This window comes from Paenibacillus sp. AN1007 (assembly GCF_040702995.1).
Lineage (GTDB): Bacteria > Bacillota > Bacilli > Paenibacillales > Paenibacillaceae > Paenibacillus.
On sequence record NZ_CP159992.1, the window covers coordinates 4168713 to 4188725 of the forward strand.

The 20013-nt window shown below is 48.3% G+C and carries 22 protein-coding genes; 10 read left to right on the forward strand and 12 right to left on the reverse strand.

Features of this window, described 5'->3' with window-relative positions; translation table 11 throughout:
* Positions 1-106: 106 nt before the first annotated feature.
* The 9 genes from ABXS70_RS18790 to ABXS70_RS18830 all read left to right on the forward strand — a co-directional run bounded on the left by ABXS70_RS18790 (position 107) and on the right by ABXS70_RS18830 (position 7063).
* The gene (locus ABXS70_RS18790) at positions 107-529 is read left to right on the forward strand and encodes an NUDIX domain-containing protein (protein ID WP_342556274.1); all 423 of its coding nucleotides are present in this window, start codon (positions 107-109) and stop codon (positions 527-529) included.
* Positions 526-1425: a helix-turn-helix transcriptional regulator gene (locus ABXS70_RS18795; protein ID WP_342554801.1), complete on the forward strand. Its 900-nt coding sequence runs from the start codon at positions 526-528 to the stop codon at positions 1423-1425. The genes ABXS70_RS18790 and ABXS70_RS18795 overlap by 4 nt, the downstream gene beginning before the upstream one ends.
* A 73-nt stretch (positions 1426-1498) precedes the next feature.
* Positions 1499-2038: an ankyrin repeat domain-containing protein gene (locus tag ABXS70_RS18800; protein WP_366289962.1), complete on the forward strand. Its 540-nt coding sequence runs from the start codon at positions 1499-1501 to the stop codon at positions 2036-2038.
* Between the two features lie 214 nt (positions 2039-2252).
* Positions 2253-2768, forward strand: coding sequence for a sigma-70 family RNA polymerase sigma factor (locus ABXS70_RS18805; protein WP_342554799.1), 516 nt, complete (start codon positions 2253-2255; stop codon positions 2766-2768).
* The gene (locus tag ABXS70_RS18810; protein ID WP_366289965.1) at positions 2765-4102 is read left to right on the forward strand and encodes a DUF4179 domain-containing protein; all 1338 of its coding nucleotides are present in this window, start codon (positions 2765-2767) and stop codon (positions 4100-4102) included. Before ABXS70_RS18805 ends, ABXS70_RS18810 begins: the two co-directional genes overlap by 4 nt.
* Positions 4103-4136: 34 nt before the next feature.
* Positions 4137-5180: a S66 peptidase family protein gene (locus tag ABXS70_RS18815; protein ID WP_366289968.1), complete on the forward strand. Its 1044-nt coding sequence runs from the start codon at positions 4137-4139 to the stop codon at positions 5178-5180.
* Between the two features lie 68 nt (positions 5181-5248).
* On the forward strand, positions 5249-5554 hold the full coding sequence (locus ABXS70_RS18820; RefSeq protein WP_366289971.1) for a hypothetical protein: 306 nt from the start codon (positions 5249-5251) through the stop codon (positions 5552-5554).
* Between the two features lie 254 nt (positions 5555-5808).
* Positions 5809-6585 carry a threonine/serine exporter family protein gene (locus tag ABXS70_RS18825; protein ID WP_342556273.1) on the forward strand — a complete coding sequence of 259 codons (777 nt, stop codon included), beginning with the start codon at positions 5809-5811 and terminating at the stop codon, positions 6583-6585.
* Positions 6586-6604: 19 nt separating this feature from the next.
* Positions 6605-7063 (forward strand): threonine/serine exporter family protein, encoded by a 459-nt coding sequence (locus ABXS70_RS18830; protein ID WP_342554795.1) that lies wholly within the window; start codon positions 6605-6607, stop codon positions 7061-7063.
* Between the two features lie 136 nt (positions 7064-7199).
* On the opposite strand, the gene ABXS70_RS18835 is transcribed toward ABXS70_RS18830, so the two are convergent.
* The 10 genes from ABXS70_RS18835 to ABXS70_RS18880 all read right to left on the reverse strand — a co-directional run bounded on the left by ABXS70_RS18835 (position 7200) and on the right by ABXS70_RS18880 (position 17100).
* Positions 7200-7745, reverse strand: coding sequence for a DUF2569 domain-containing protein (locus ABXS70_RS18835; protein ID WP_366289974.1), 546 nt, complete (start codon positions 7743-7745; stop codon positions 7200-7202).
* 110 nt (positions 7746-7855) lie between these two features.
* Positions 7856-9736, reverse strand: a complete 1881-nt coding sequence (locus ABXS70_RS18840) for a PBP1A family penicillin-binding protein (RefSeq protein ID WP_366289977.1) — start codon at positions 9734-9736, stop codon at positions 7856-7858.
* Positions 9730-10428, reverse strand: a complete 699-nt coding sequence (locus tag ABXS70_RS18845; RefSeq protein ID WP_366289980.1) for a hypothetical protein — start codon at positions 10426-10428, stop codon at positions 9730-9732. The genes ABXS70_RS18840 and ABXS70_RS18845 overlap by 7 nt, the downstream gene beginning before the upstream one ends.
* A gap of 119 nt (positions 10429-10547) precedes the next feature.
* Positions 10548-11681: a HAMP domain-containing sensor histidine kinase gene (locus ABXS70_RS18850; protein WP_366289983.1), complete on the reverse strand. Its 1134-nt coding sequence runs from the start codon at positions 11679-11681 to the stop codon at positions 10548-10550.
* A gap of 46 nt (positions 11682-11727) precedes the next feature.
* Positions 11728-12432: a response regulator transcription factor gene (locus ABXS70_RS18855; RefSeq protein WP_342554790.1), complete on the reverse strand. Its 705-nt coding sequence runs from the start codon at positions 12430-12432 to the stop codon at positions 11728-11730.
* A 63-nt stretch (positions 12433-12495) separates the two neighbouring features.
* Positions 12496-13455 (reverse strand): aminoglycoside phosphotransferase family protein, encoded by a 960-nt coding sequence (locus tag ABXS70_RS18860; RefSeq protein WP_366289986.1) that lies wholly within the window; start codon positions 13453-13455, stop codon positions 12496-12498.
* Between the two features lie 159 nt (positions 13456-13614).
* Complete coding sequence (locus ABXS70_RS18865; protein ID WP_366289989.1) at positions 13615-14073, reverse strand: DinB family protein; 459 nt, start codon at positions 14071-14073, stop codon at positions 13615-13617.
* Between the two features lie 229 nt (positions 14074-14302).
* Positions 14303-15247: a YwqG family protein gene (locus ABXS70_RS18870; RefSeq protein WP_342554787.1), complete on the reverse strand. Its 945-nt coding sequence runs from the start codon at positions 15245-15247 to the stop codon at positions 14303-14305.
* A 144-nt stretch (positions 15248-15391) separates the two neighbouring features.
* Positions 15392-16684, reverse strand: coding sequence for an ammonium transporter (locus tag ABXS70_RS18875; RefSeq protein ID WP_342554786.1), 1293 nt, complete (start codon positions 16682-16684; stop codon positions 15392-15394).
* Complete coding sequence (locus tag ABXS70_RS18880; RefSeq protein ID WP_366289993.1) at positions 16681-17100, reverse strand: hypothetical protein; 420 nt, start codon at positions 17098-17100, stop codon at positions 16681-16683. Before ABXS70_RS18880 ends, ABXS70_RS18875 begins: the two co-directional genes overlap by 4 nt.
* A 306-nt stretch (positions 17101-17406) precedes the next feature.
* On the opposite strand from ABXS70_RS18880, the gene ABXS70_RS18885 reads away from it, so the two are divergent.
* Positions 17407-17898, forward strand: a complete 492-nt coding sequence (locus tag ABXS70_RS18885) for a DinB family protein (protein WP_366289996.1) — start codon at positions 17407-17409, stop codon at positions 17896-17898.
* A gap of 76 nt (positions 17899-17974) precedes the next feature.
* Here ABXS70_RS18885 and ABXS70_RS18890 read toward each other — a convergent pair whose 3' ends face one another.
* Together ABXS70_RS18890 and ABXS70_RS18895 are read right to left on the reverse strand one after the other, a co-directional pair.
* Positions 17975-18511 carry an N-acetyltransferase family protein gene (locus ABXS70_RS18890; RefSeq protein ID WP_342554783.1) on the reverse strand — a complete coding sequence of 179 codons (537 nt, stop codon included), beginning with the start codon at positions 18509-18511 and terminating at the stop codon, positions 17975-17977.
* Between the two features lie 179 nt (positions 18512-18690).
* Positions 18691-19800 (reverse strand): peptidoglycan DD-metalloendopeptidase family protein, encoded by a 1110-nt coding sequence (locus ABXS70_RS18895; RefSeq protein WP_366289999.1) that lies wholly within the window; start codon positions 19798-19800, stop codon positions 18691-18693.
* Between the last annotated feature and the right edge of the window lie 213 nt (positions 19801-20013).

A 20013-nucleotide genomic window follows, 5' to 3' on the forward strand; every position in this document is an offset into this window, starting at 1 on the left:
TGCTTCTCTCGTCAGCTCCGATCCCCATCAATACCTGCTTTCCGGCAGTTACAATGAGTCAGCAGAAGCTGCCGAGGGCAGCAGTTCTACAGATGCTGCTCCACGAATCGGGGTAGGTGCGGTGATCCTCAACGAACACAGCGAGGTACTGCTTGTTTGGCGTAATCGTGCACCAGAGCAGCATACCTGGAGCATTCCCGGCGGAAAAGTAGATGCGTACGAAACACTGGAAAAGGCTGTGATCCGCGAGATTAAGGAAGAAGTTAATCTGGATATCATCATCGATGGGCTGCTCTGCACTGCGGAGACGATTCGTCCCGAGCTTCAGGAGCACTGGATATCTGTGCTCTACTCCACCAAAGTCCTTGGCGGAACAGCATGTAACCTGGAAGCAGGCGGAGCCATTGGTCAGATTGGCTGGTTCCCGCTGCATAAACTGCCCACTCCCCTTGCCCATTTTGCCATTCCGGCATTAGAAGCCGCGAAGCAGCGTCTCGCTGCAAAACATCTTGGCGAAGATCCGCAATGAACAAAGGGTCTGAACATAAAACGACGCAAAGATCCGTGCCGTTCATCCTGCATGAGTCCAGATCGCAGTTTGATTGGAAAGGACAAGGAGCTCTGTCTCTGAAAACGTTTCGTCATGGAACAACACTGTACGAAGCGGGTCACGGACATTTTACAGTCGGTCAGGAGCGATACCTGCTGCTGAATGCCAGTCAGGAATATCAGCTCCATATCGACTCTCCTGTACCCGTTGAATCTTTCTGTGTCTTCTTCCCTCCGGGATTCGTCGAAGAGGTTAACCGCAGTGTCAGCAGCAATGATCTGAATCTGCTGCATGAGCCTTATGCCTCGTCCACTCCCCTGACATTGGATTGGGTTGAACGCACATATCCTATGGGAGATCACCTGGGTACTGCGATTGAAAGGCTGCGTTCCTCCTATATTTCTCCATTAACAGATCCTTGGGAGCTGGAGGAACAGCTTCATCAGCTTGCACTGCATATGCTCGTTTTACGTCATGAAATCAGGTCCGAAATGCATGCCCTTGATGCGGCGAAATCTTCAACAAGAGAAGAGTTATATCGCAGAGTCTATATTGGACATGAATATATGGCTGCTTACTATGACCAAGCCATAACGCTGACAGAGACTGCCTCGGCGGCACATCTGTCTGTAAATCATTTTCTTCGAAGCTATAAAAAGCTGTTTGGCATTTCGCCGCATCAATTTCTGACAGAACGACGACTGCAAGCCGCGAGGAAGCTGTTAGTGGACACCGACCTGCCTGTCACCGATATCTGTTTAAGCGTCGGCTTCGAGAGTCCAGGCTCATTCAGCTCGCTGTTCACCAAAAGGTTTCATCTCCCTCCTTCTCTGTACCGGAAAAAAGGTGATTTTGAAGAAGCGCTGCCGAATTGAATGGCCTATAATTGCAATATCTCAGCAGGCATCATAACCATTCACAGGACGAGAAAGAGGAGGTTTTGTACAGATGAACGAAGCGAAGCATTATACAGAACAGGTGAATCAGCTGTTTCAAGCTGCACAAGATGGCGAGGCGGCAGGACTGAAGTCTCTGCTTGAGGCGCATCCGGAACTGGCGAATACGGAAAATCAGGACGGCTTAACTCCTCTGGGATATGCCGCACATTATGGACAAGCAGCGAGTGTGCAGCTGTTACTTGAGCATGGAGCAGATGTAAATGCCATCTCCCACTCCCTCATTTCCTTCATTCCCAGCAATACCGCTCTGCACGCCGCACTGGCTGGAGAACGTTCAGTCCAAGTCATCCGTCTACTGCTGGAACATGGCGCATCCACAAATATCGCTGATAGTGATGGACAGCATGCGCTTCATACCGCAGCCTTTCATACGGATCAGACAGCCATTATTGAACTGCTCCTCGAATATGGAGCCGATGCCGAAGCATTAAGCACTTCAGGTGAAACGGCACTGGACATTGCACGGCAGCGAGGCAATGCATCTGCAGCAGCGCGCCTGCAGCAGGCGGTGGAGACGCTCCGCAAATAGAATGGATTCGAGATACGGCCACGAAGGATAAAGGATACACTTATAACCGTCAGACTCTCATGGAGCAGCATGCTTCTAGGAGGTTTGACGGTTATTCGCTGTATAATGCAGAGGAACTTTCTCCAAGCAGCATGAATAATTTTTTTTGAATACAAGAACCGTTTGACCGCTTTCCCTGTCTAATATGAAACAACATCAACAAAGGAGGAGCCTTGTGACCCCTACCGAACTTACGCGCGCTGCACAAAAGGGGGATGCTGCAGCTTTTGCAGCCTTAATGGAAATGCATCAGAGCCGCCTGTACCGGATCGCCTATGCGTATCTGCATAATGAGGGCGATGCTCTGGAAGCGATACAGGAAGCAACCTACCGGGCATACCGCAAACTCAAAAAACTGAAAGAACCCTCTTACTTCAGTACGTGGTTGATCCGCATTCTTCTAAATTACTGTGCAGACGAGCGGAAACGCATAATCCGGTTCAGCCCGGTCACGGAAATCCAGGAATCCGGCCGCTGGGATCGTCCCGAGGACCCGGATCTGGCTGCTGCAGTAGCAGCACTGGAACCGGAATATAAACAAATCATCATTCTAAGTTACTTCGAAGGTTTCTCGCTGACCGAAGTGGCTGATATTCTGGAAATCCCGGCAGGTACGGTAAAATCACGGCTGCACCGCGCCCTTGGAAAGCTCCGGGATCAACTTGAACCGAAAGGAGAACAATCATCATGACCAACGAACATCACCCGTTTGAAGCATTGGAAGAACGTCTGCAGGCTCGGAAGACCGAATATGATGCAATGAGCGTACCGGACGCTGCGGCATCGCGCGCTGTTCGGGCCGGAATCGAGCAAGCTTCCCGTAAACGAAAATCCAGACTGCGCTGGCTTACCAGTTCTATCTCGGCAGCTGCCATCATTTTGTTATTTACTGGCTGTATTCGCGTGTCTCCTGCATTTGCGTCCTTTGTGGAGCAGCTGCCTGGCATGGAAGGTGTCGTCAGTCTGATCCGGCAGGATAAAGGACTCATGATGGCTATTGATCAGTCCCTGCTGCAGAAGGTCGGCATCACCGACGAGCATGATGGGGGCTCTGTAACCGTGGAAGGCATTATTACAGACGAGTCACGAATGGTTATTTTTTATAAGATAAAGAATATGAAAGATACGGAAAAATTCGACTATGACATCGACTTGCTTGATGAAAATGGTAAACATCTTCCGGTTGCCTTTAGTTACTCTTCACCCAAACCTGTATCGGAATCGGAAAGTCCTACCTATGAGGATATTATTGACGTATCATTCAATGAATCTTTACCGCCAGATCAACTGACCGTTGTCTTTAAAAATCGTCTGGAGAAAACAAATAATACGTGGAAAATCACTTTTCCAGTAGATCACACTCTCACCAAAAACATGAAAAAGGTCATCCCCGTTAACCAAACCATCACTCTTGACGGGCAGCGATTTACTGTTGAACAGGCCACTTTATACCCGACAAGGCTTGTGCTGGATATCCAGTATGATGCAAACAATAGCAAAAAGATTTTTGGCATCCGTGATCTGCAGCTGGTCGATGAACAAGGCCGAGCTTGGCGAACGGACGGAGCTTCCATTGGGGGTTACGGGACTTCTGTATTTTTTGAGAGCATGTATTTCTCGATACCTAAGAAACTGACCCTGCAAGCATCTGGACTTTCAGCACTGGATAAGGATAAACTGATGATTAAAGTTGATCCATCTTCTAATAAAATCGAAGGCGGACCGCAAGAATTAACCCTTCTAGACTACAAGACCAAAGGTAAGGATACCATTATGCATTTTTCCGCTGCTGATGCCGAAAATGCGACCTCAGGGCTCTCCTTCACTAATATCAAGGACAGTACCGGAAAAGATTTTGATATGAAAGAATCCGGTTGGAGTCCTTCCGGTGAACACGGCACAGCCGAAGCATGGGTTACCATTTCTAATGGGACAGCAGCAAAAGGAAAACTGAGCATGGAGATTTACTCTTACCCTGTTCAAAGCCGTTCTCCTTTCTCTTTAGAAATACCCGTAAACAAGTAATGCAGTCGCACTTTAAATGAAAGGTGTGTTATGAATGAACCAGCGTTCCATCCGTTACCCAAAGCCACTCGTGAAGGGCGATACCATCGGACTAACCGCACCTTCCAGTGGTGTAAGCCCGTCCATGCATCACTATCTGGAGCACAGCAAAAATCATGTGGAGCGCCTTGGTTTCAAGGTTAAGGAAGGCTCTTCACTGCGCAGCAATTCCAAATGTGTGAGTGCTCCCAAAGAAATTCGCGCCGCAGAACTGAATGCGTTTATGCTTGATCCGGGAATTCAGGCTGTCATTCCTCCATGGGGAGGACAGTTTCTAATGGACATACTGCCCCTGCTGGACTGGGATGCGCTGAAAAAGTCACCTCCCAAATGGATTTTGGGTTACTCGGATACCAGTACGTTCCTGTTTGCTTATACGTTAATAACCGGATCAGCTTCAGCCCACGGCACTAACTTCATAGATCTTCGATTAAGTGAACAGGATTCCGTTACATCCCGCTGGTTGGATGTACTGCAGACCAGTGCTGGAGAAGAAGCTGCACAGATCTCCTCCACACATTATCAATCCGAATGGAATATGGAGCTGCCCGGCTTTAATCTGGATACGCCATCCCGCTGGAAGCAGCTTGGAGCTGCCGAAGATACAGATGCCCCGGTCCGTTTTGCCGGACGATTACTTGGAGGCTGTATGGACACGATCAGCTGCCTGATCGGCACTCCGTTTGCACCGGTAGAAACCTATTTGCAGCAGTACTGCACTGACGAAGGAACGATCTGGTATCTGGAAAGCTGCGAGATGGACGCAAGTGATATCTATCGCCGCCTGTGGCAGATGAGACAAGCCGGATGGTTTGCCGGTACGAATGGTTTCCTGTTTGGGCGACCTGACGGTTATTCCGACACAGATGATTTTACGTTTACCGATGCCCTGTCTTCCGCACTTGGTGATCTGAATGTGCCTATTTTATATGATGTAGATCTGGGTCATATTCCACCTCAGATGACTTTTGTAAATGGCGCACTGGGTCAGGTTAGCTGCGAAAGCGGCCGTGGAGCGCTCAAGATGACCTATGTGTAATCACCTTTTGTAGGCGAATGCATATCTTGAAGTAAGAACGATTTTACTTTGAGGAAGGATTGAGCATCATGTCTGAATCACCATCCACAACATCCGCCCGTGTTGTATATCAGGCCAATCAACCCCTGCTGCAATCCGTGCAGCGTGTACGGGATATGCTTCATCATACCGTTCGGCAGCATGTCGGCAAAAAAGTACAAGTTCAGAACATCGACGGTCAGGTCTGGGAAGGTGTCATTATCAGCGCAGATCGCGGAATTCTGTACCTCCAGGTGACACCGATGCATGGTTATCCTGAACCACGTGCCTTGTTTGGTCCAACGATTCTGCCGTTAGTGCTGTATGAACTGCTTGTCATCACGCTGTTGATGTAAGCTGCAGGCTTCGCCTCTGTCCTTTCGGATTGGGCGAAGCTTTTTTAAATCCCATCCCAAGCTTCACCTGTGACTGCACGCAGCTCACTCCTTGCGGAAAGCCCTTATACCAACGTGTCCCGTGATTATTTGTCGGCGTATGAAATATGATACAATGGTGTCGATGCTGCGCCTTATCACATATGAAACGGAGCCTGATCCGGTTGGAATACATACGTCACGATACACCATCTCCAGTTGAACCCGAACCGGAGATGAATAATAAAGGTCAGCGTGCTGCTGAAACATCGGAGCAATCCCGTGTGATCGCCATCTGTCTGCTCGCTGGCAAAATCATGCTTCAAAGTGGCGGCGAAACCTACCGCGTCGAAGATACGATGAAACGTATGGCAGCTGCGCTGGGTCTGCCTCATTCCCACAGCTATGTTGTGCCCACAGGCATCTTTTTCTCGGTGGATGCTACCGAGCCCGCCAAGCTGATTCGAATCTCCGAACGCACAACAGATCTGGACAAAGTGTCTGAGGTTAATGCCGTCTCGCGCCGTATTGGAGAAGGCCAGCTGACCGTTCAGGAAGCGCACGAACTGCTGCTTGAGATTGAACGAAAACCTTCCGGTTATTCGTACGCTGTTCAGCTGGCCGCGGCCGCGATCTCCAGCGCCTGCTTTACTATTATGTTTGGTGGAGGCTGGGGTGATTTTCTCCCGGCATTGATCTGCGGCGGATGCGGTTATGCAGCGGTCATTCTCTTTCACCGCTGGGTACGTGTCAAATTTTTTGCGGAGCTTACCGCTTCCTTTGTCATCGGTATCCTTGCTTTTTTCCTGGTATATGTGGGGGCAGGATTTGAGCGGGACAAAATTATTATCGGCTCTGTGATGCCGCTGGTGCCGGGGCTGCTGATTACGAATGCCGTACGCGACTTGATGGCCGGACATCTCGTATCCGGCTTATCCAAGGGTGCCGAAGCTTTTCTGACTGCCTTTGCCATTGGCACGGGCATTGCAGTTGTATTTTCACTTTTTATGTAAGACGGAGGGTTGCAGAATAATGCTCCATTTTATTGGACAAGCCTTGACCAGCTTTATCGCGTCAGCTGCGTTTGGCATTATTTTTAATGCCCCAAGACGAATGCTGCTTCACGGTGGATTTGTCGGTATGATCGGCTGGATCATCTATATCGTGCTTGAATATGCAGCAGATGCCGTTCCGGCCACATTGGCGGCCACGATCGCGGTGGGTGTGATCAGTCAGCTGTTTTCCCGCATGTTTCGCGCACCTGTTATTATTTTCAGCGTGGCAGGTATCATTCCACTCGTACCGGGAGGACTTGCATATAATGCGATGCGCAGCTTTGTACAAAACAACTACAGTGCAGCCATGGAGATGGCCGCCAAAGCGCTCATGTTATCCGGTGCCATCGCTGTAGGACTTGTACTGTCGGAGGTATTAAACCAGATGATCCGCAGCTTATCCCGCTCAACCCGCGTCAAATCAGCTCCAAAATGAAACAAGCTTTCGAGAGCGTTGATCTTCTTGCAAAAAAAGCCCATTGTCTCCAAGCTGGAATGCTGCCAAGCACAGCTCTTGTAGACAATGGGTTTTTCATTTTATTTTGCATCCATTCAAACACATGTCTTCCTCATTACTTGATAAACGTATTTTTTACACGAACCGACTTGAGGAGATACGGAATAAAAATACAGCATGTCAGCAGAGAGCGAACGATGAGGTTAAACGCAGGTGTCGCATCCAGCACATGTTCATCTCTTCCCACTTCGCTTTGAGCGATGAGAACCCAAGTCATCACACCGATGATCACATTCACGATGTACTGCATAATCATAAACCGCGTGAACAGCCGCTTACGTCTATATAACAGAACAAGATTCACAATAACAATCGCCAGCAGCAGGATACTGCTGATAAAACCAAACCATAGCAGAGGACGAATGACCTCCGTATACAACTGTGGATCAACTCCGCGAATTGTTTCCCATCGTGCCGGGTCCATAATAACCGTAACACTTGTGATATCCGAGAGTAAAAAAATCAATGAAGCCCAAAGACTAATTTGTATCAAAATTAACCATCCACCCAAACCAGAGATACCCGGAAGTTCAGGCCGCCCCCCTCTTTGGGCTGAAGACAGCTCTGCCTCTCTATCCAACTTGTCATCTCGACTATGCATAAATTCCTCCTTATACGATATGAAGCATCTATTATAACTTAACATCTGTGTGCTGTGGTATAAAAAGGAGAAATAGCCGCTGATCAGCAAATTCTATGAAATTATTTTTATTATCGCTTTGCTCGTTTCATTACCGCCGCGAACAACTCCGCAGCAGTACCACTCCCCGTCTTCAAGTAATGTTCAGCATCCGTATGATCAAAACCCATCCACACAACACTTGTCCATTCCCGCGTATAACCGGCAAACCAGATATCCCGGTTCGCTCCTTTGGGAGCATTCGGAATCGCTGCCTGTGTTGTGCCTGTTTTACCAGCCACTTTATTCTGAGGCAGCTGGGCACGTTTGCCGGTCCCTTGGCTGACAACAAGCTGCAGCATCTGTGTCATCTCTTGTGCTGTTCGCTTCGTTATCACCTGTTTCTGTTCAGCACGATGCCTATATATCAAGCTGCCCTGCGCATCTGTGATTTCACGTATGAAATGTGCCTGATTGTACCTGCCTTCATTGGCAAAAACGGCATAGGCCTGCGCCAGTTTCATTGGCGAAACTCCCTGATGCAGGCCCCCAAGGGCTGTGGACAGGTTCATATCTTCATCACTTAATTCAATCCCTAACTGCTGAGCAAATGCTTTTGCCTGTTTTAATCCCGTTTCATGGAGCAGCCATACCGCCGGAGCATTGATGGACTGCTGCAGCGCCTGGGACAAAGTGACCGAGCCTCTATACCGCCCTCCCACATTGCCAGGCTGATAACTGCCGTAACGTTTGGGCTGGTCGGGCAGCATACTTTCCGGTTGAAATCGTCCTGATTCTAAAGCAGGCCCGTAAGCAATGATCGGTTTGAACACCGACCCTGGCTGCCTTGCATCCATCAGAGCCCGATTCATATCTCCCTTCACAGGATTCCGTCCGCCCATTACCGCCTTCACTTCGCCGTTATGCTGATCAAGGATAACCATACTGCCCTGAACCTGCTGATCCTCCCGATCATCCGGGAACCAAACAGACTCGGCAAATGTTTCTTCAATCGCTCGCTGAGCACCTGCATTTAACCCCGTTTGGATCGTCCAGCCAGCGGAGCGAATCTCGGCCTCACTTTTACCTGTAAGAAGGGAGGCTTCCTGTATTACAGCATCTACTGCCGATGCGTAATCGGGCCCATCGGGACGAGCCGATGTTTGGGCAGATGACAAGTTCCCCTTCTCAGCAAGAGGAGGTCTATACTCAACGGCAGCAGCCTCCTGCATCTGTTTGCTCGTAATCATCCCCTGTTCGTGCATCAGCGACAGGACTACACTGCGCCGTTCTGTGGAGAGAGCCTCGTCATCCACCGGATTGTAAATGGAAGGCCCTTTAGGAATTCCAGCAAGCGTAGCGATCTGCCACAGCTTCAGCTGATTCAGATCCTCCACCCCAAAGTAACGCCAGGCTGCCGCTTTGACTCCGTACTGCTGCCGTCCCATGTAAATATGATTCAGGTACATTTCCAGAATCTCGTCTTTGGAATATTTCTTTTCCATCTCCATTGCAATGGATAACTCATTGAATTTACGAGTGATGGTCTTACTGCCATTCAGGTACAGATTTCTGGCCAGCTGCTGTGTGATCGAACTGCCGCCTTGGCTCCAGTCCATATGGATCATGTTCTGCACTCCTGCCCTGCCAACACCAATAAGGTCAAGTCCGGCATGACGGTAGAAACGGCGATCCTCCACAGCCAAAAAAGCTTTTTTCAACATGTCCGGCATTTCATGCAGGCCTGCATACTCGGAATATCCTCGGTTCGGTGTAACCGTCCTCACAATTTCGCGGCCGGCTACATCCACAATTAATGTAGACGCAACCCGCTGCACGGCTTCCGGTTGATTCCGAATGACACTTTTGCCATACGAAAACAAATAGATATACATAATCACTAGCAGAACGGATGCAATGACAGCGACATCATAGAGTCGGTACATGGCGCGTTTTATTTTCAACCTCAACATTGCACTTCCTCTGACTTACCCTTGATCGAAGAGGTAACCTTATCTGCTTTTCTCTCGGATACCCCCAGCGCATGCTGGAGCAGGGCGGTCTGTTCATATGCTGCTCTCGCCCAGTGGCGCACTTCGGCGTCATGCCTGCCGGGTCCTTTCAGCAGCTCTTCCAAAGCTGACTGCACACCATATAGCGTTAGTTCAATCGGTAAGTCAATGCGTTCACTCCTGCTATGAGCCGGGGCATCCGTTATGTCTTCCACATCATGCTTTTGCAAACGAGATAAATGAACCGCTCTCCCTTCCCGATCCGTGCGAGCTGCAATAGCGTTAATCTGGTCACTTAGCTGCCGAAGCTCACCACTGCTCAAAACGCAAATGGGAGAAAGGCTCTGACCACTTGCAACCTCATGGGTTCCCCGAACAAGTTGTTGAAGATCCTCGGCTATTTTCTGAGAGCGAATCCAGAAAAACAAAACAAACAAACCTCCACCTGCAGCTAAAAGAAACGGCTTCTTCCCTATATGGTTGACGCACCAGTGTACCATCGCTGTAACCCAAACGACTTCATGAAACATCAGACGATAAGCCAAGCTCATGATCTGATAGACAACAAAAAGAAGCACCGTGCTGAGAACCGCACTTGCTCCGCAAATGTATATGTATTTCATTCTAACTGTGTTAAACCTTAAACTCATCATCGGTATCCTCCTCAACCTGCTGACAAAGTGATAGAGGTAGCATACCGAATAGTTCTTAAAGAAGCATTGTTAACTTCTTATCAAATTCTTAATTTATGCCTATGCTGGATGTGAAACAATCATTCTTCAAGAGCAGTAGGAGCAGGAGGAAGGATCATCGGAAAACGGGTAACAAAATCCGTTCGCCCGTTCTCGCTGTATGCAGCGATCCTGCCTTGATGCAGCTCAATCATCGATTTGGCAATTGCTAAACCAAGCCCTGTACCTCCGGTATCGCGGGAACGTGATTTATCCACACGATAGAAGCGCTCAAACAGATGCGGCAAATCCTGGGCCGGGATCGGATCTCCATAATTGCTAATACGTACAACAGCCTCTTCATCCTCAAACGTAAGGCCAATCTCCATGACTTTACCCTTTGCACCATAACGGATAGCGTTGCTGAACAGGTTCTCGTAAGCTCGGACCAGCTCTCCCGCTGCAGCCTGAATCCATAGAGGCTTCTCACGTCCAACAATTCTATAAGTCATACCTGCATCTTCAAGCATCGGAGCAAATTCTTCGGCGAGCTGCATCAGGAACGGGTTCAGATTCAGCGGCGTTAATGATAATGGCAAGCCTCCACCACTCACTCGCGTATACTCAAACAAATCATCAATGAGTTTGCGGAGGGTCAAAGACTTCTCATAGGCGATGCTGACGTAATAACGCATTTCCAGTTCATCCTGATATCGATCCTTTTCAATGTATTCCAGAAATCCAAGAATGGAGGTTAGTGGTGTTCTTAGATCATGCGATATCCCGGTAATCAAATCATTCTTGGCAGCAACCGCACTGCGCTCTTCCTGAAGCGATCGCTGCAGCTTCTCGGCCATCTGATTGATGCTCGCAGCCACGACTCCGAACTCATCCGCGGTTTTCACTTCAATGCGATGTGACAATTCGCCTTTGGCTACTTCCTGAATACCCGCCGTGATCTCGTCCAGCACAACCATCACTTTGCGAGTGAACAGGAAAAAAAACAGCACAAAACAGATAATTCCTACAGCAATCATCAGAGGGACAGAGCCAATGTGATTCACGAGCCAGCGGACCGCTTGTCCCGGAATAGTATAGTTTGGATAGGGCTGGTTGGCCAGAATTGTCTCGCCGAGCTTGCCTGAGCCATACAAAATCACCGCAGTCAAAACGCCGCTTAACAGAAATGCATAAATAAACTTCCACCGGACCGTATTAATCAGTTTCGAATTCATGGTAGAGACTCCCTGCTTATTTCATTCAATCCGCTATACTATTATCTTACATCGGTTTGATCATCTTGTACCCGACACCCCATACCGTCTGAATAAATTTGGGATGTTTACTATCCTGCTCAATCTTCTCACGAAGTTTGCGAATATGCACCATGACCGTATTGTTCGACTCCATGAAATCTTCTTTCCACACTTGGCGGTAGATCTGCTCCATACTCAGGACCGATCCTTGATGACGAGCCAGCAGCTCCAGTACAGCGAATTCGCGAGGAGTCAGATGAATCTTTTCGTTATCTACCCACACTTCATGTGTATCGGTATTAATAACCAGATCATCAATTACCCATTCATGCTCCTTGCTCTCTCTGCTTTCGTTAAACGTGTGGTACCTTCGAAGCTGGGACTTGGCCCGTGCTACTAATTCAAGCGGATTGAATGGCTTGGTTACATAATCATCGGCGCCAATGCTCAGTCCCGTTATTTTGTCAATGTCCGTACTTTTTGCGGACAGCATAATAATCGGCATTTTCTGCTGCTCACGTATTTTCATACAAGCTTCAATTCCGTCCATATTCGGCATCATTACGTCAAGAATGATGAGGTCAATCTTCTCCGTCTTAAGCAGCTGCAGCGCCTGCATCCCGTCATTCGCTGTAACAATTCGATATCCTTCATTAGCAAAATAAATCTCCATCAATTTAATAATGTCCTGCTCATCATCAACAAGCAGTATCGATGCTGGTTGTGCCACGGCTTATTTCCTTTCTTCTTCACAAGTACTGCATGGGCTTAAACATCCACTCCTGCAGCAATCTTATCTGTTCACAGTATACCATCTTGGGATCACACTGCGAAAATCATCATGATCTTCACGCACACGTTCAATCTTCGTCATCATCTGATCCGTCTCGTCCGGCTTCACATTCTGAATCCACACTACAGAGGATACCAGTGCCATAGCCGTGTATAGCGAATACAAGTTCCAGAATTCTTCATCCGGATCATGTCCTTCAAAATAACCCTGTACCTGTCCAATCGAATAAGGAACACTGATCTCTGTGGCAAACAAACCCAGCTTCAGGAACTCATGTACAGGGTCCCCTTGATCTGCACGGTTGAAATCAATCACCCCGGACAATTCTCCCTGATTCACTACCAGATTAGCCGGATGGAAATCATCATGCTGAAAACAATCCGGCCGGCCTTTCATCCACTCCAAATGATCGTCAATAAAATCCAGAATATACTGGTCATTTGCCATAACGACGGGGCATGCCTGGTATCGCTCCACATAACGCTGATGTTTCGTACTCTTGCGGGTGTACCAGGACTCATCCTGCTTCTGTACAGGCAGCTGGTGAATGCGTTTCAACTCCCTACCGGCTTTCATGCCAATATCCCACTGCTGCTGTTCACTCATTAGAGGCAGTACCTCAGAGGCATCTTCCCCTTCCAGATAGCTCAGGATCATATACCCGTTGTTATCGTCCAATCTGCCAATGCCAAGTGGGATTTGACACAGAACTCCCATCTGTCTCAGTTGTTCCAATACTTGAATTTCTTGCCGTTTGGACTCCATTTCAGTGTAAGAATAGATTCGCAGCAGGACATTTCCTTGATCTGGCAGCATAATCTTGAACTTGTGGTCCTTAGAATACCCTTTGGATATCCGTTGAATCTGTACCGCTCCTCGAAGTTCAGGAATCTCTCTCACCCGCTCGATCATTCCGCTCTCGCTTGCAAATGAATTCTGATTATATATATTCCCTTCCAACTTTATCCCTCCGTTGTTAGATGTATACGACGAGTCAGCGAAATTTAAAAGAATACACAGGCGCTGCCCAATCGTATGCCGTTCGATACACCTTATATATAATGTATGTATTATATGTATTATTTGGTTTGCATCAACATGTTTACATCAACACATTAGCTATACAAACATCACCGTTTTGGGTTCTCTGCCTGTCAGTGTTAACATCGTATACAGCTGACCTCTGTGATGATACATATGTCCCATCATCTCAAGCAGCCACTCCAAGCGGCTGTAAGAAGCGCCCCAGTAGGATTTCGTTACATGAAGCAGTTCTTCCGTTGTAAACTGCAGGTATCGCTGATACAGAAAGTTCCGGTTCTCGATGAGTGCCTGCTTAATCTGGTTCAAGGAGCACACGCGGTTCTCTTGATAAAAGAAAGCCATCTCTTCTTCCGATGCACCTTCGGATATGTACAAATCTGCGCGGCAGATCAATGCCAGGTGCCCGAGCAGCTCTCCGACAGATCGTTTCCCCTCAATCGGGGTCAGCTCCAAATCTTCCTCACTTAATTGATTGCAAATATCGACCAAAGATGCAACCGCCGTATCAATATGTTTGAATGCCGACTGAATCAATATAACCACTTCCTTTTCATTCCATTATACAGAACATATGATCCCTTTTCAAGCTAATAACTCCTCAAACTATATAAACATATGGGCAGCTCCATTTAACACAAACGCATAAAAAAAGTCCCTCCTCCCTCTTATAGACGGGACTTGGGCCAATTTGTTACAGCTTTTGAATATTTTTTGCCTAATTTATGGAATGAAGTTCTAATAGGAATAACAATAAATATGGCAATTAACTTGAATAAACCAGGCAGCACGTGTGTTCAAATTGCTCAGCTTCCAGATCAGCACCTCGAATGAAAAATTGCAGTTCACCGCAATCCAGCCACTGAAAACCGATGGCATCGTGTGTATCTATTTTTAAAAGCAGCAGCGTGTCGGACAGCTCTTCCCATGCGCGCTCTTCATCTCCACTATATTGGGCCGTCAGCTTCTTCACACATTCCTGCACATCCCCGCTGTACTCCTCACCCAGCTCAATATAACTTAATGCTTGATGTTCAGCATCGGGGTGCTGCCCTTCCGGGTAACCAAACATGCCTCCCCAGTTGAGCGGGCTGGGATGATTCCAATCCGATTCGAATTCCAGATAGCGGTCAAACAGACTTCCTTCATGAGCAGCCCCTCCTTCACTTTCTGCCGCTGCATCAAGTTCGTTCAACGCCGCGGCGTCTATATATGCATATGTAGGAACCTCAAGGTTAGGTAGAACCGTAACCGCATGAGCTGTCGTGGGTTCTCCGCCCAGTGCAGTAACTCCGTCAGGCTCGCGTTTTACAAGGTTATGTGAAGAGGGTTCATAGATCACTCGATGTTCAATCGGATAAGCAGCATCCACTCCGCCAACGAAAAAGTACAGCATGCCCCGCTCCGGCAGCGTCCCGCGCCCGTCATTGGGCGTATAAGGAGACAAGTCCACCATATTCAGCTGGGCCAGAAAAGTCATCGGCACCCCATCCTTTGTCAGAGGCCAGTCCAGTTCTTCCGGCAGATCAGGATGTCCGCCGACACGCGAATTGCCTGTTCTGCGATATTCATCGGTCGTGGATACATCCAGGCGAATACCCCAGCGTCCAGCATCCAGCACCAGATCGGCAGCAGCTCCGAGACCGTATTCTTCTTCGAGGGTTTTACGCGCTTTTCTAGTCAGACGTTCACATTGTTCCGGCTTAATCATATAGATCCTCCCTTTTTGACGTTACACCTATGCTGAGACTTATTCACGTTCACACCTGTATATTCTTCCGCCTTGTCTTTTTTCCCTGCTTGCTGTGTAAAAAAGAGGCTGACATTCGTCAGCCTTCATCTCTTCTTATCCTATTTATAATCGATTTGAATCAGAGGACTTCTGTTGATATGCAATCATATGCTCCTCACCATCCAGAAATTCATGCGACTGGTGCGCAGCCATCACCCCATGATAACTGATATCCAGACCGAGGTCTTCTTCCTCTTCGGTTGAGCGCACAGGAACCATCCTGCCAATAAGCTTCAGTCCAAACCAGGTCATCGCGAACCCCCAGATGACTAATGCCGTCAGACCCAGCACCTGAACGCCAAGCAGCTTCCAGCCGCCGCCCATGAATAAACCTCCGTCTGTGGCAAACAATCCTACAGCGATGGTACCCCACATCCCCGAAACGGCATGAACCGGGAAAGCGCCTACCGGATCATCAATTCGCATACGATCCAGCCAGTTGGCTGCCGCCATCATCAGCAGACCGGATACTGCCCCGATGAATATGGCTGCCAGATCACCTACAAATGCACAGCCTGCCGTGATGCCTACCAGTCCCGCAAGTGAACCGTTAATCACGGAAGGGGCATCGGAACGATTAAAGCGGAACAAGGTGTACAGAAGCGTCGCTGCACCGCCAGATGCCGCTGATAACATCGTCACGATAGCGATGTGACCGATTCTGACATCTGTGGCACTCAATGTGCTGCCCGCGTTAAATCCAAACCAGCCGAACCACAGCAGGAAAGCACCTACCGACGCCAGCGGCAGATTGCTCGGCAGTGCAATCGCACTTACACCAAGCGGCGTGTACTTCCCTTTACGCGGCCCGATAATAATGGCTGCCGCGAGTGCAGAGAAACCGCCCAGCGCGTGGATGACTGCCGAGCCAGCAAAATCCTGCATGCCCAGCTGGCCGAGCCATCCGCCACCCCATGCCCAGTGTCCGCCAATCGGATAGATGATCGCCGTCATCAGGATGATATAGAGCAAATATGCACGAAAATTGATCCGCTCCGCTACCGCACCGGACACAATAGATATAACTGCAATCGTAAATGCAGCCTGGAACAGCCAGAATGTCTCTAAGGATACCGGCACGTCCAGATGAGAAAGATCACCATGAAGGAAAAATCCGGTTACTCCTATAAAGCCACCTGCATCCGACCCGTACATCAAGCCAAAACCGATGGCATAAAACAATAACGTACCTATAGTAATATCAGCAAACACCTTCATAATGATATTCACACTGTTTTTATAACGTACAAATCCGGCCTCCAGCAGGGCAAATCCGCCCTCCATCAACAAAATCATCGCTGCGCTGAGTACAACCCAGACGGTGTCGATTCCGGAGCTTAATGTTTCCAAAGTCATGCCTGTACATCCTCCGTTTCACTTAGCTGCCTGATTTCGCGAATCGTTTCAGGGGAAAGCACAATCTCTTCCTGCTGGTTATGATCAGCAATTTGTATATGTTCTATAATCAGATCGAGATCACGGATGCGCCTGCGAATCTGCTCCATTTTGCGGAATCGCTCCTTCACCTGCACCATATATTCCACCGCTTGGTGATGGGAAGCCGGACGCCCGGCAAACCATTTGCGAACAGGCGATAGCGACTGATATGCAACTTCCTCGGCTCGTCGTTTTTGTTCAAACTGTTCTATCTTTTGTTTGAGCATTTCGATCTCGTTTTCTTTTTTGACCTTCAACCGTTCGATAAGGTACAATAGATCGGACGATGATATTTGCAATGCTGTATGGTGATACACCTCGTCGATTACTAACATATCATGTCAGGACTCCTTACATATCAAGTGACTTGTTACCGATTATAGTTTGCCGGGGTGCACCCGTCAATCTTTTTTTCGTTTCCTATAGGTTTCTATATGACGCGATATACGATTATGCATACCTCATGAGCGGGTATGTTTTCTTATCCCGCACAAAACTTCTTCTAACAAGGATAATAATATCTGACATTCGCAATTACTCGTTTTATGTTCTATGCTGGTTGAACAAGGCCTCATATGTTCCATTGGACATACACAAACTAGAATAAAGCTAAATATAAACCTGCAGAGAGGATGTTAACAATGTTTGAACGTAATGATGAGATACGAAATCAAATCTGGGAAACCGTTTCGGGACTCGATGAGGAGCAGTTGAACCGAAAACCTTCCCCGGAACAATGGAGTATCATGCAGGTGCTGCGGCACTTGAATCTGATGGAAAATGTGATCACCAAGCAAGCTCGCCTTGCCCTGGAAAAAGAGCAGCAGGTTTCCACCGAAAAAAAACCTTATGAACTGTCTCTGGACCGCAGCAGATCCGTGGAAGCTCCTCCTCATGTGCAGCCCCCGGCTGAGCCGGAGACACTTGCGGAAATTCGCAGCGATCTCGCTGTGTCCCACCAAGCACTGGAACAGTTCGCACGTGAGCATGATGTTGCCCTGTTACAAAGCAAATCGTTCCCTCACCCGGCGTTTGGTGAGATGGACCTTGCGCAATGGATTGATTTTACCAGCTATCACGAGGAACGCCATCTAGCACAGATTCGCGAGATCAAGCAGCAACTGGGACTGTGAATGGGTTCTTCCGGTTTGTAGAATAAGCAAAAAACCTCCGTATTCCACCTTAGTGGGTACGGAGGTTTATCTTTATTTAGAACTGCGCTTCTTTCATGCGGTGATCTGCTCCAATTTTTTTGCCCAAAATGACAAGGTCCCGGTTCACCCCATCCAGCACAGCTACCTCGGGATAGAACCCCCACTGTTCGAAACCGTGCTTGCGGAGCAGCCCCAGGCTCGGTTCGTTATGACCAAATACAAATCCAAGAATTGTCGTAATCCCCAGCGCGGGACAAGCCTCGAAAACCGTCTGCAGCAGCAGCCCGCCGGCCCCAATTCCACGACACTGCCGGTCAACGTATACACTGACTTCCACTGTCCCATTATACGCAGGACGTCCGTAGAACGAACTCAGACTGGCCCACGCCACAACCTGCCCGTTCTGCTTCATCACCCACAGAGGGCGACGATCCGGTGTATGCTCATGGAACCATGGCAGGCGCTGCTCCACCGTCACCGGTTCCAAATCTGCCGTTACCATCCGGCTTTCAATCGTCGAATTATAAATCTCAACAATCCTCGGCAAGTCTTCCAGACGTGCGTAATCGATCTGCACCTTTTCCAACGCCATCCCAATTCCTCCATTAACCTCTATAAGTTGAACTAAAGATTTCACACATTCCACTCCGATGACAAGGCTGTAATTATAGAGGCTATTATAATGGAAAACGGAAGCTGGAGTACAGCATGTAGAATATCCCGACATCCATACAACAAATTATTCTGTACAATGATACCGCATTGCCCTGCTTACTCAGGCAATCCCTGAACCGTATTTCCGCGTATCAACTCCTGACTCTGATCAGCCCAGCGAATATGAAGTGATTGTGATGTGAACAGATCCGGTCCATTCGATACCTGAAAGTGCAGGTGAGCTTCGCTGGAGTTGCCCGAATTACCCAGATCACCAATCCGATCACCCTGCTTGACCTTATCTCCCTTTTTCACCGCCACACTGCCTTTTTTGATATGTGCAGTAATGCTGTATTCCTTATTGCCATGGTCAATCACCACATAGTTCCCTGCCGCTTCATCCGGATTCATAACCCCCGGCACGTTATCCTCAATGTCGTTCTTTATATCAACAACCGTCCCGTCTGCAGCAGCATAGAGCGGTTCACCGAACGCATAATAGTTCGCATTGACCTTCGGGTCTCCCTGGTAACTTGCTCCGTCTTTCGTCCGAACGATGTCCAGGGCATAACGCTGCATTGCATGCTCATAATGGTAGTTCGCCATAACATTCTGACCTCCCCAGAAGACAAACATATCTCCCTTCATCGGAAAATGGAACTCCGTTTGGGTCAGCTTGCTGTCTGTATCGGGATGCGCCTCCAGTGGAACAACGCTCAGACCAGCAATCTGTTGATCTTTTGTATAATAGACGCGAATGCCCTTGGCCCCTGTATCATCCGTCCATGCATATTCGGTTAAACCGTTCATCTCGGCACGATAGGCCTGCTTCCACGACTTCACTCCTTTCAAGAAGCTGTCTGCAGTCGACTTCAAATTCTCCAAGGACACAGCCTGTTTCATTTCAGGAGTAAACTGATTATAGACTGCTTCCTTGGAACCGTTCGTCAAAGTATCAATAAGACGCTCTGGTGATACTTTCTCCTGATCCGCCGACCCAGTTTCCTGTCCATTGCTCGAAGTGTCACGGTTATCCTTTTGTCCAGATCCCTGCTCTGCAGCCCGCTTTTCATTCTGCTCTGCTTCGGTTGACGTAATTTTGTTACTCGTGCAGGCAGACAATATTGTTAACGCTGCCAGTGTTAGTACGAGCAATTTCCATCCACTGCTCCTTTTTTCGTATCTCCTGCCGTTTTCTTTACCTGGTTTTTCGTTTGAACGATTCAAATGCAGCACCCTCTCTGTTTATCTTTACTTCCTTACGTTAAATCTACATCATGAGTCTTATGCTTCGTCTAACCCTTCCTTACATCCAGATAAACTTGTCGCGGTTCCTCAAGTTTCATAATTAAGGTTCTGTTAAGGCAGCATGCCTCCCAAGGGAGCCCAACAATGATATGATGAGCAATATATTTAAAAAGGTACCGCAAGGAGGTAAGT

Coding starts and splice junctions, on each gene's coding strand:
- ABXS70_RS18795 (WP_342554801.1), top strand. CDS start 526: ATGAACAAAGGGTCTGAACATAAAACGACGCAAAGATCCGTGCCGTTC.
- ABXS70_RS18800 (WP_366289962.1), top strand. CDS start 1,499: ATGAACGAAGCGAAGCATTATACAGAACAGGTGAATCAGCTGTTTCAA.
- ABXS70_RS18810 (WP_366289965.1), top strand. CDS start 2,765: ATGACCAACGAACATCACCCGTTTGAAGCATTGGAAGAACGTCTGCAG.
- ABXS70_RS18815 (WP_366289968.1), top strand. CDS start 4,137: ATGAACCAGCGTTCCATCCGTTACCCAAAGCCACTCGTGAAGGGCGAT.
- ABXS70_RS18820 (WP_366289971.1), top strand. CDS start 5,249: ATGTCTGAATCACCATCCACAACATCCGCCCGTGTTGTATATCAGGCC.
- ABXS70_RS18825 (WP_342556273.1), top strand. CDS start 5,809: ATGAATAATAAAGGTCAGCGTGCTGCTGAAACATCGGAGCAATCCCGT.
- ABXS70_RS18830 (WP_342554795.1), top strand. CDS start 6,605: ATGCTCCATTTTATTGGACAAGCCTTGACCAGCTTTATCGCGTCAGCT.
- ABXS70_RS18835 (WP_366289974.1), bottom strand. CDS start 7,745: ATGCATAGTCGAGATGACAAGTTGGATAGAGAGGCAGAGCTGTCTTCA.
- ABXS70_RS18840 (WP_366289977.1), bottom strand. CDS start 9,736: ATGTTGAGGTTGAAAATAAAACGCGCCATGTACCGACTCTATGATGTC.
- ABXS70_RS18845 (WP_366289980.1), bottom strand. CDS start 10,428: ATGATGAGTTTAAGGTTTAACACAGTTAGAATGAAATACATATACATT.
- ABXS70_RS18850 (WP_366289983.1), bottom strand. CDS start 11,681: ATGAATTCGAAACTGATTAATACGGTCCGGTGGAAGTTTATTTATGCA.
- ABXS70_RS18870 (WP_342554787.1), bottom strand. CDS start 15,247: ATGATTAAGCCGGAACAATGTGAACGTCTGACTAGAAAAGCGCGTAAA.
- ABXS70_RS18875 (WP_342554786.1), bottom strand. CDS start 16,684: ATGACTTTGGAAACATTAAGCTCCGGAATCGACACCGTCTGGGTTGTA.
- ABXS70_RS18880 (WP_366289993.1), bottom strand. CDS start 17,100: ATGTTAGTAATCGACGAGGTGTATCACCATACAGCATTGCAAATATCA.
- ABXS70_RS18885 (WP_366289996.1), top strand. CDS start 17,407: ATGTTTGAACGTAATGATGAGATACGAAATCAAATCTGGGAAACCGTT.
- ABXS70_RS18890 (WP_342554783.1), bottom strand. CDS start 18,511: ATGGCGTTGGAAAAGGTGCAGATCGATTACGCACGTCTGGAAGACTTG.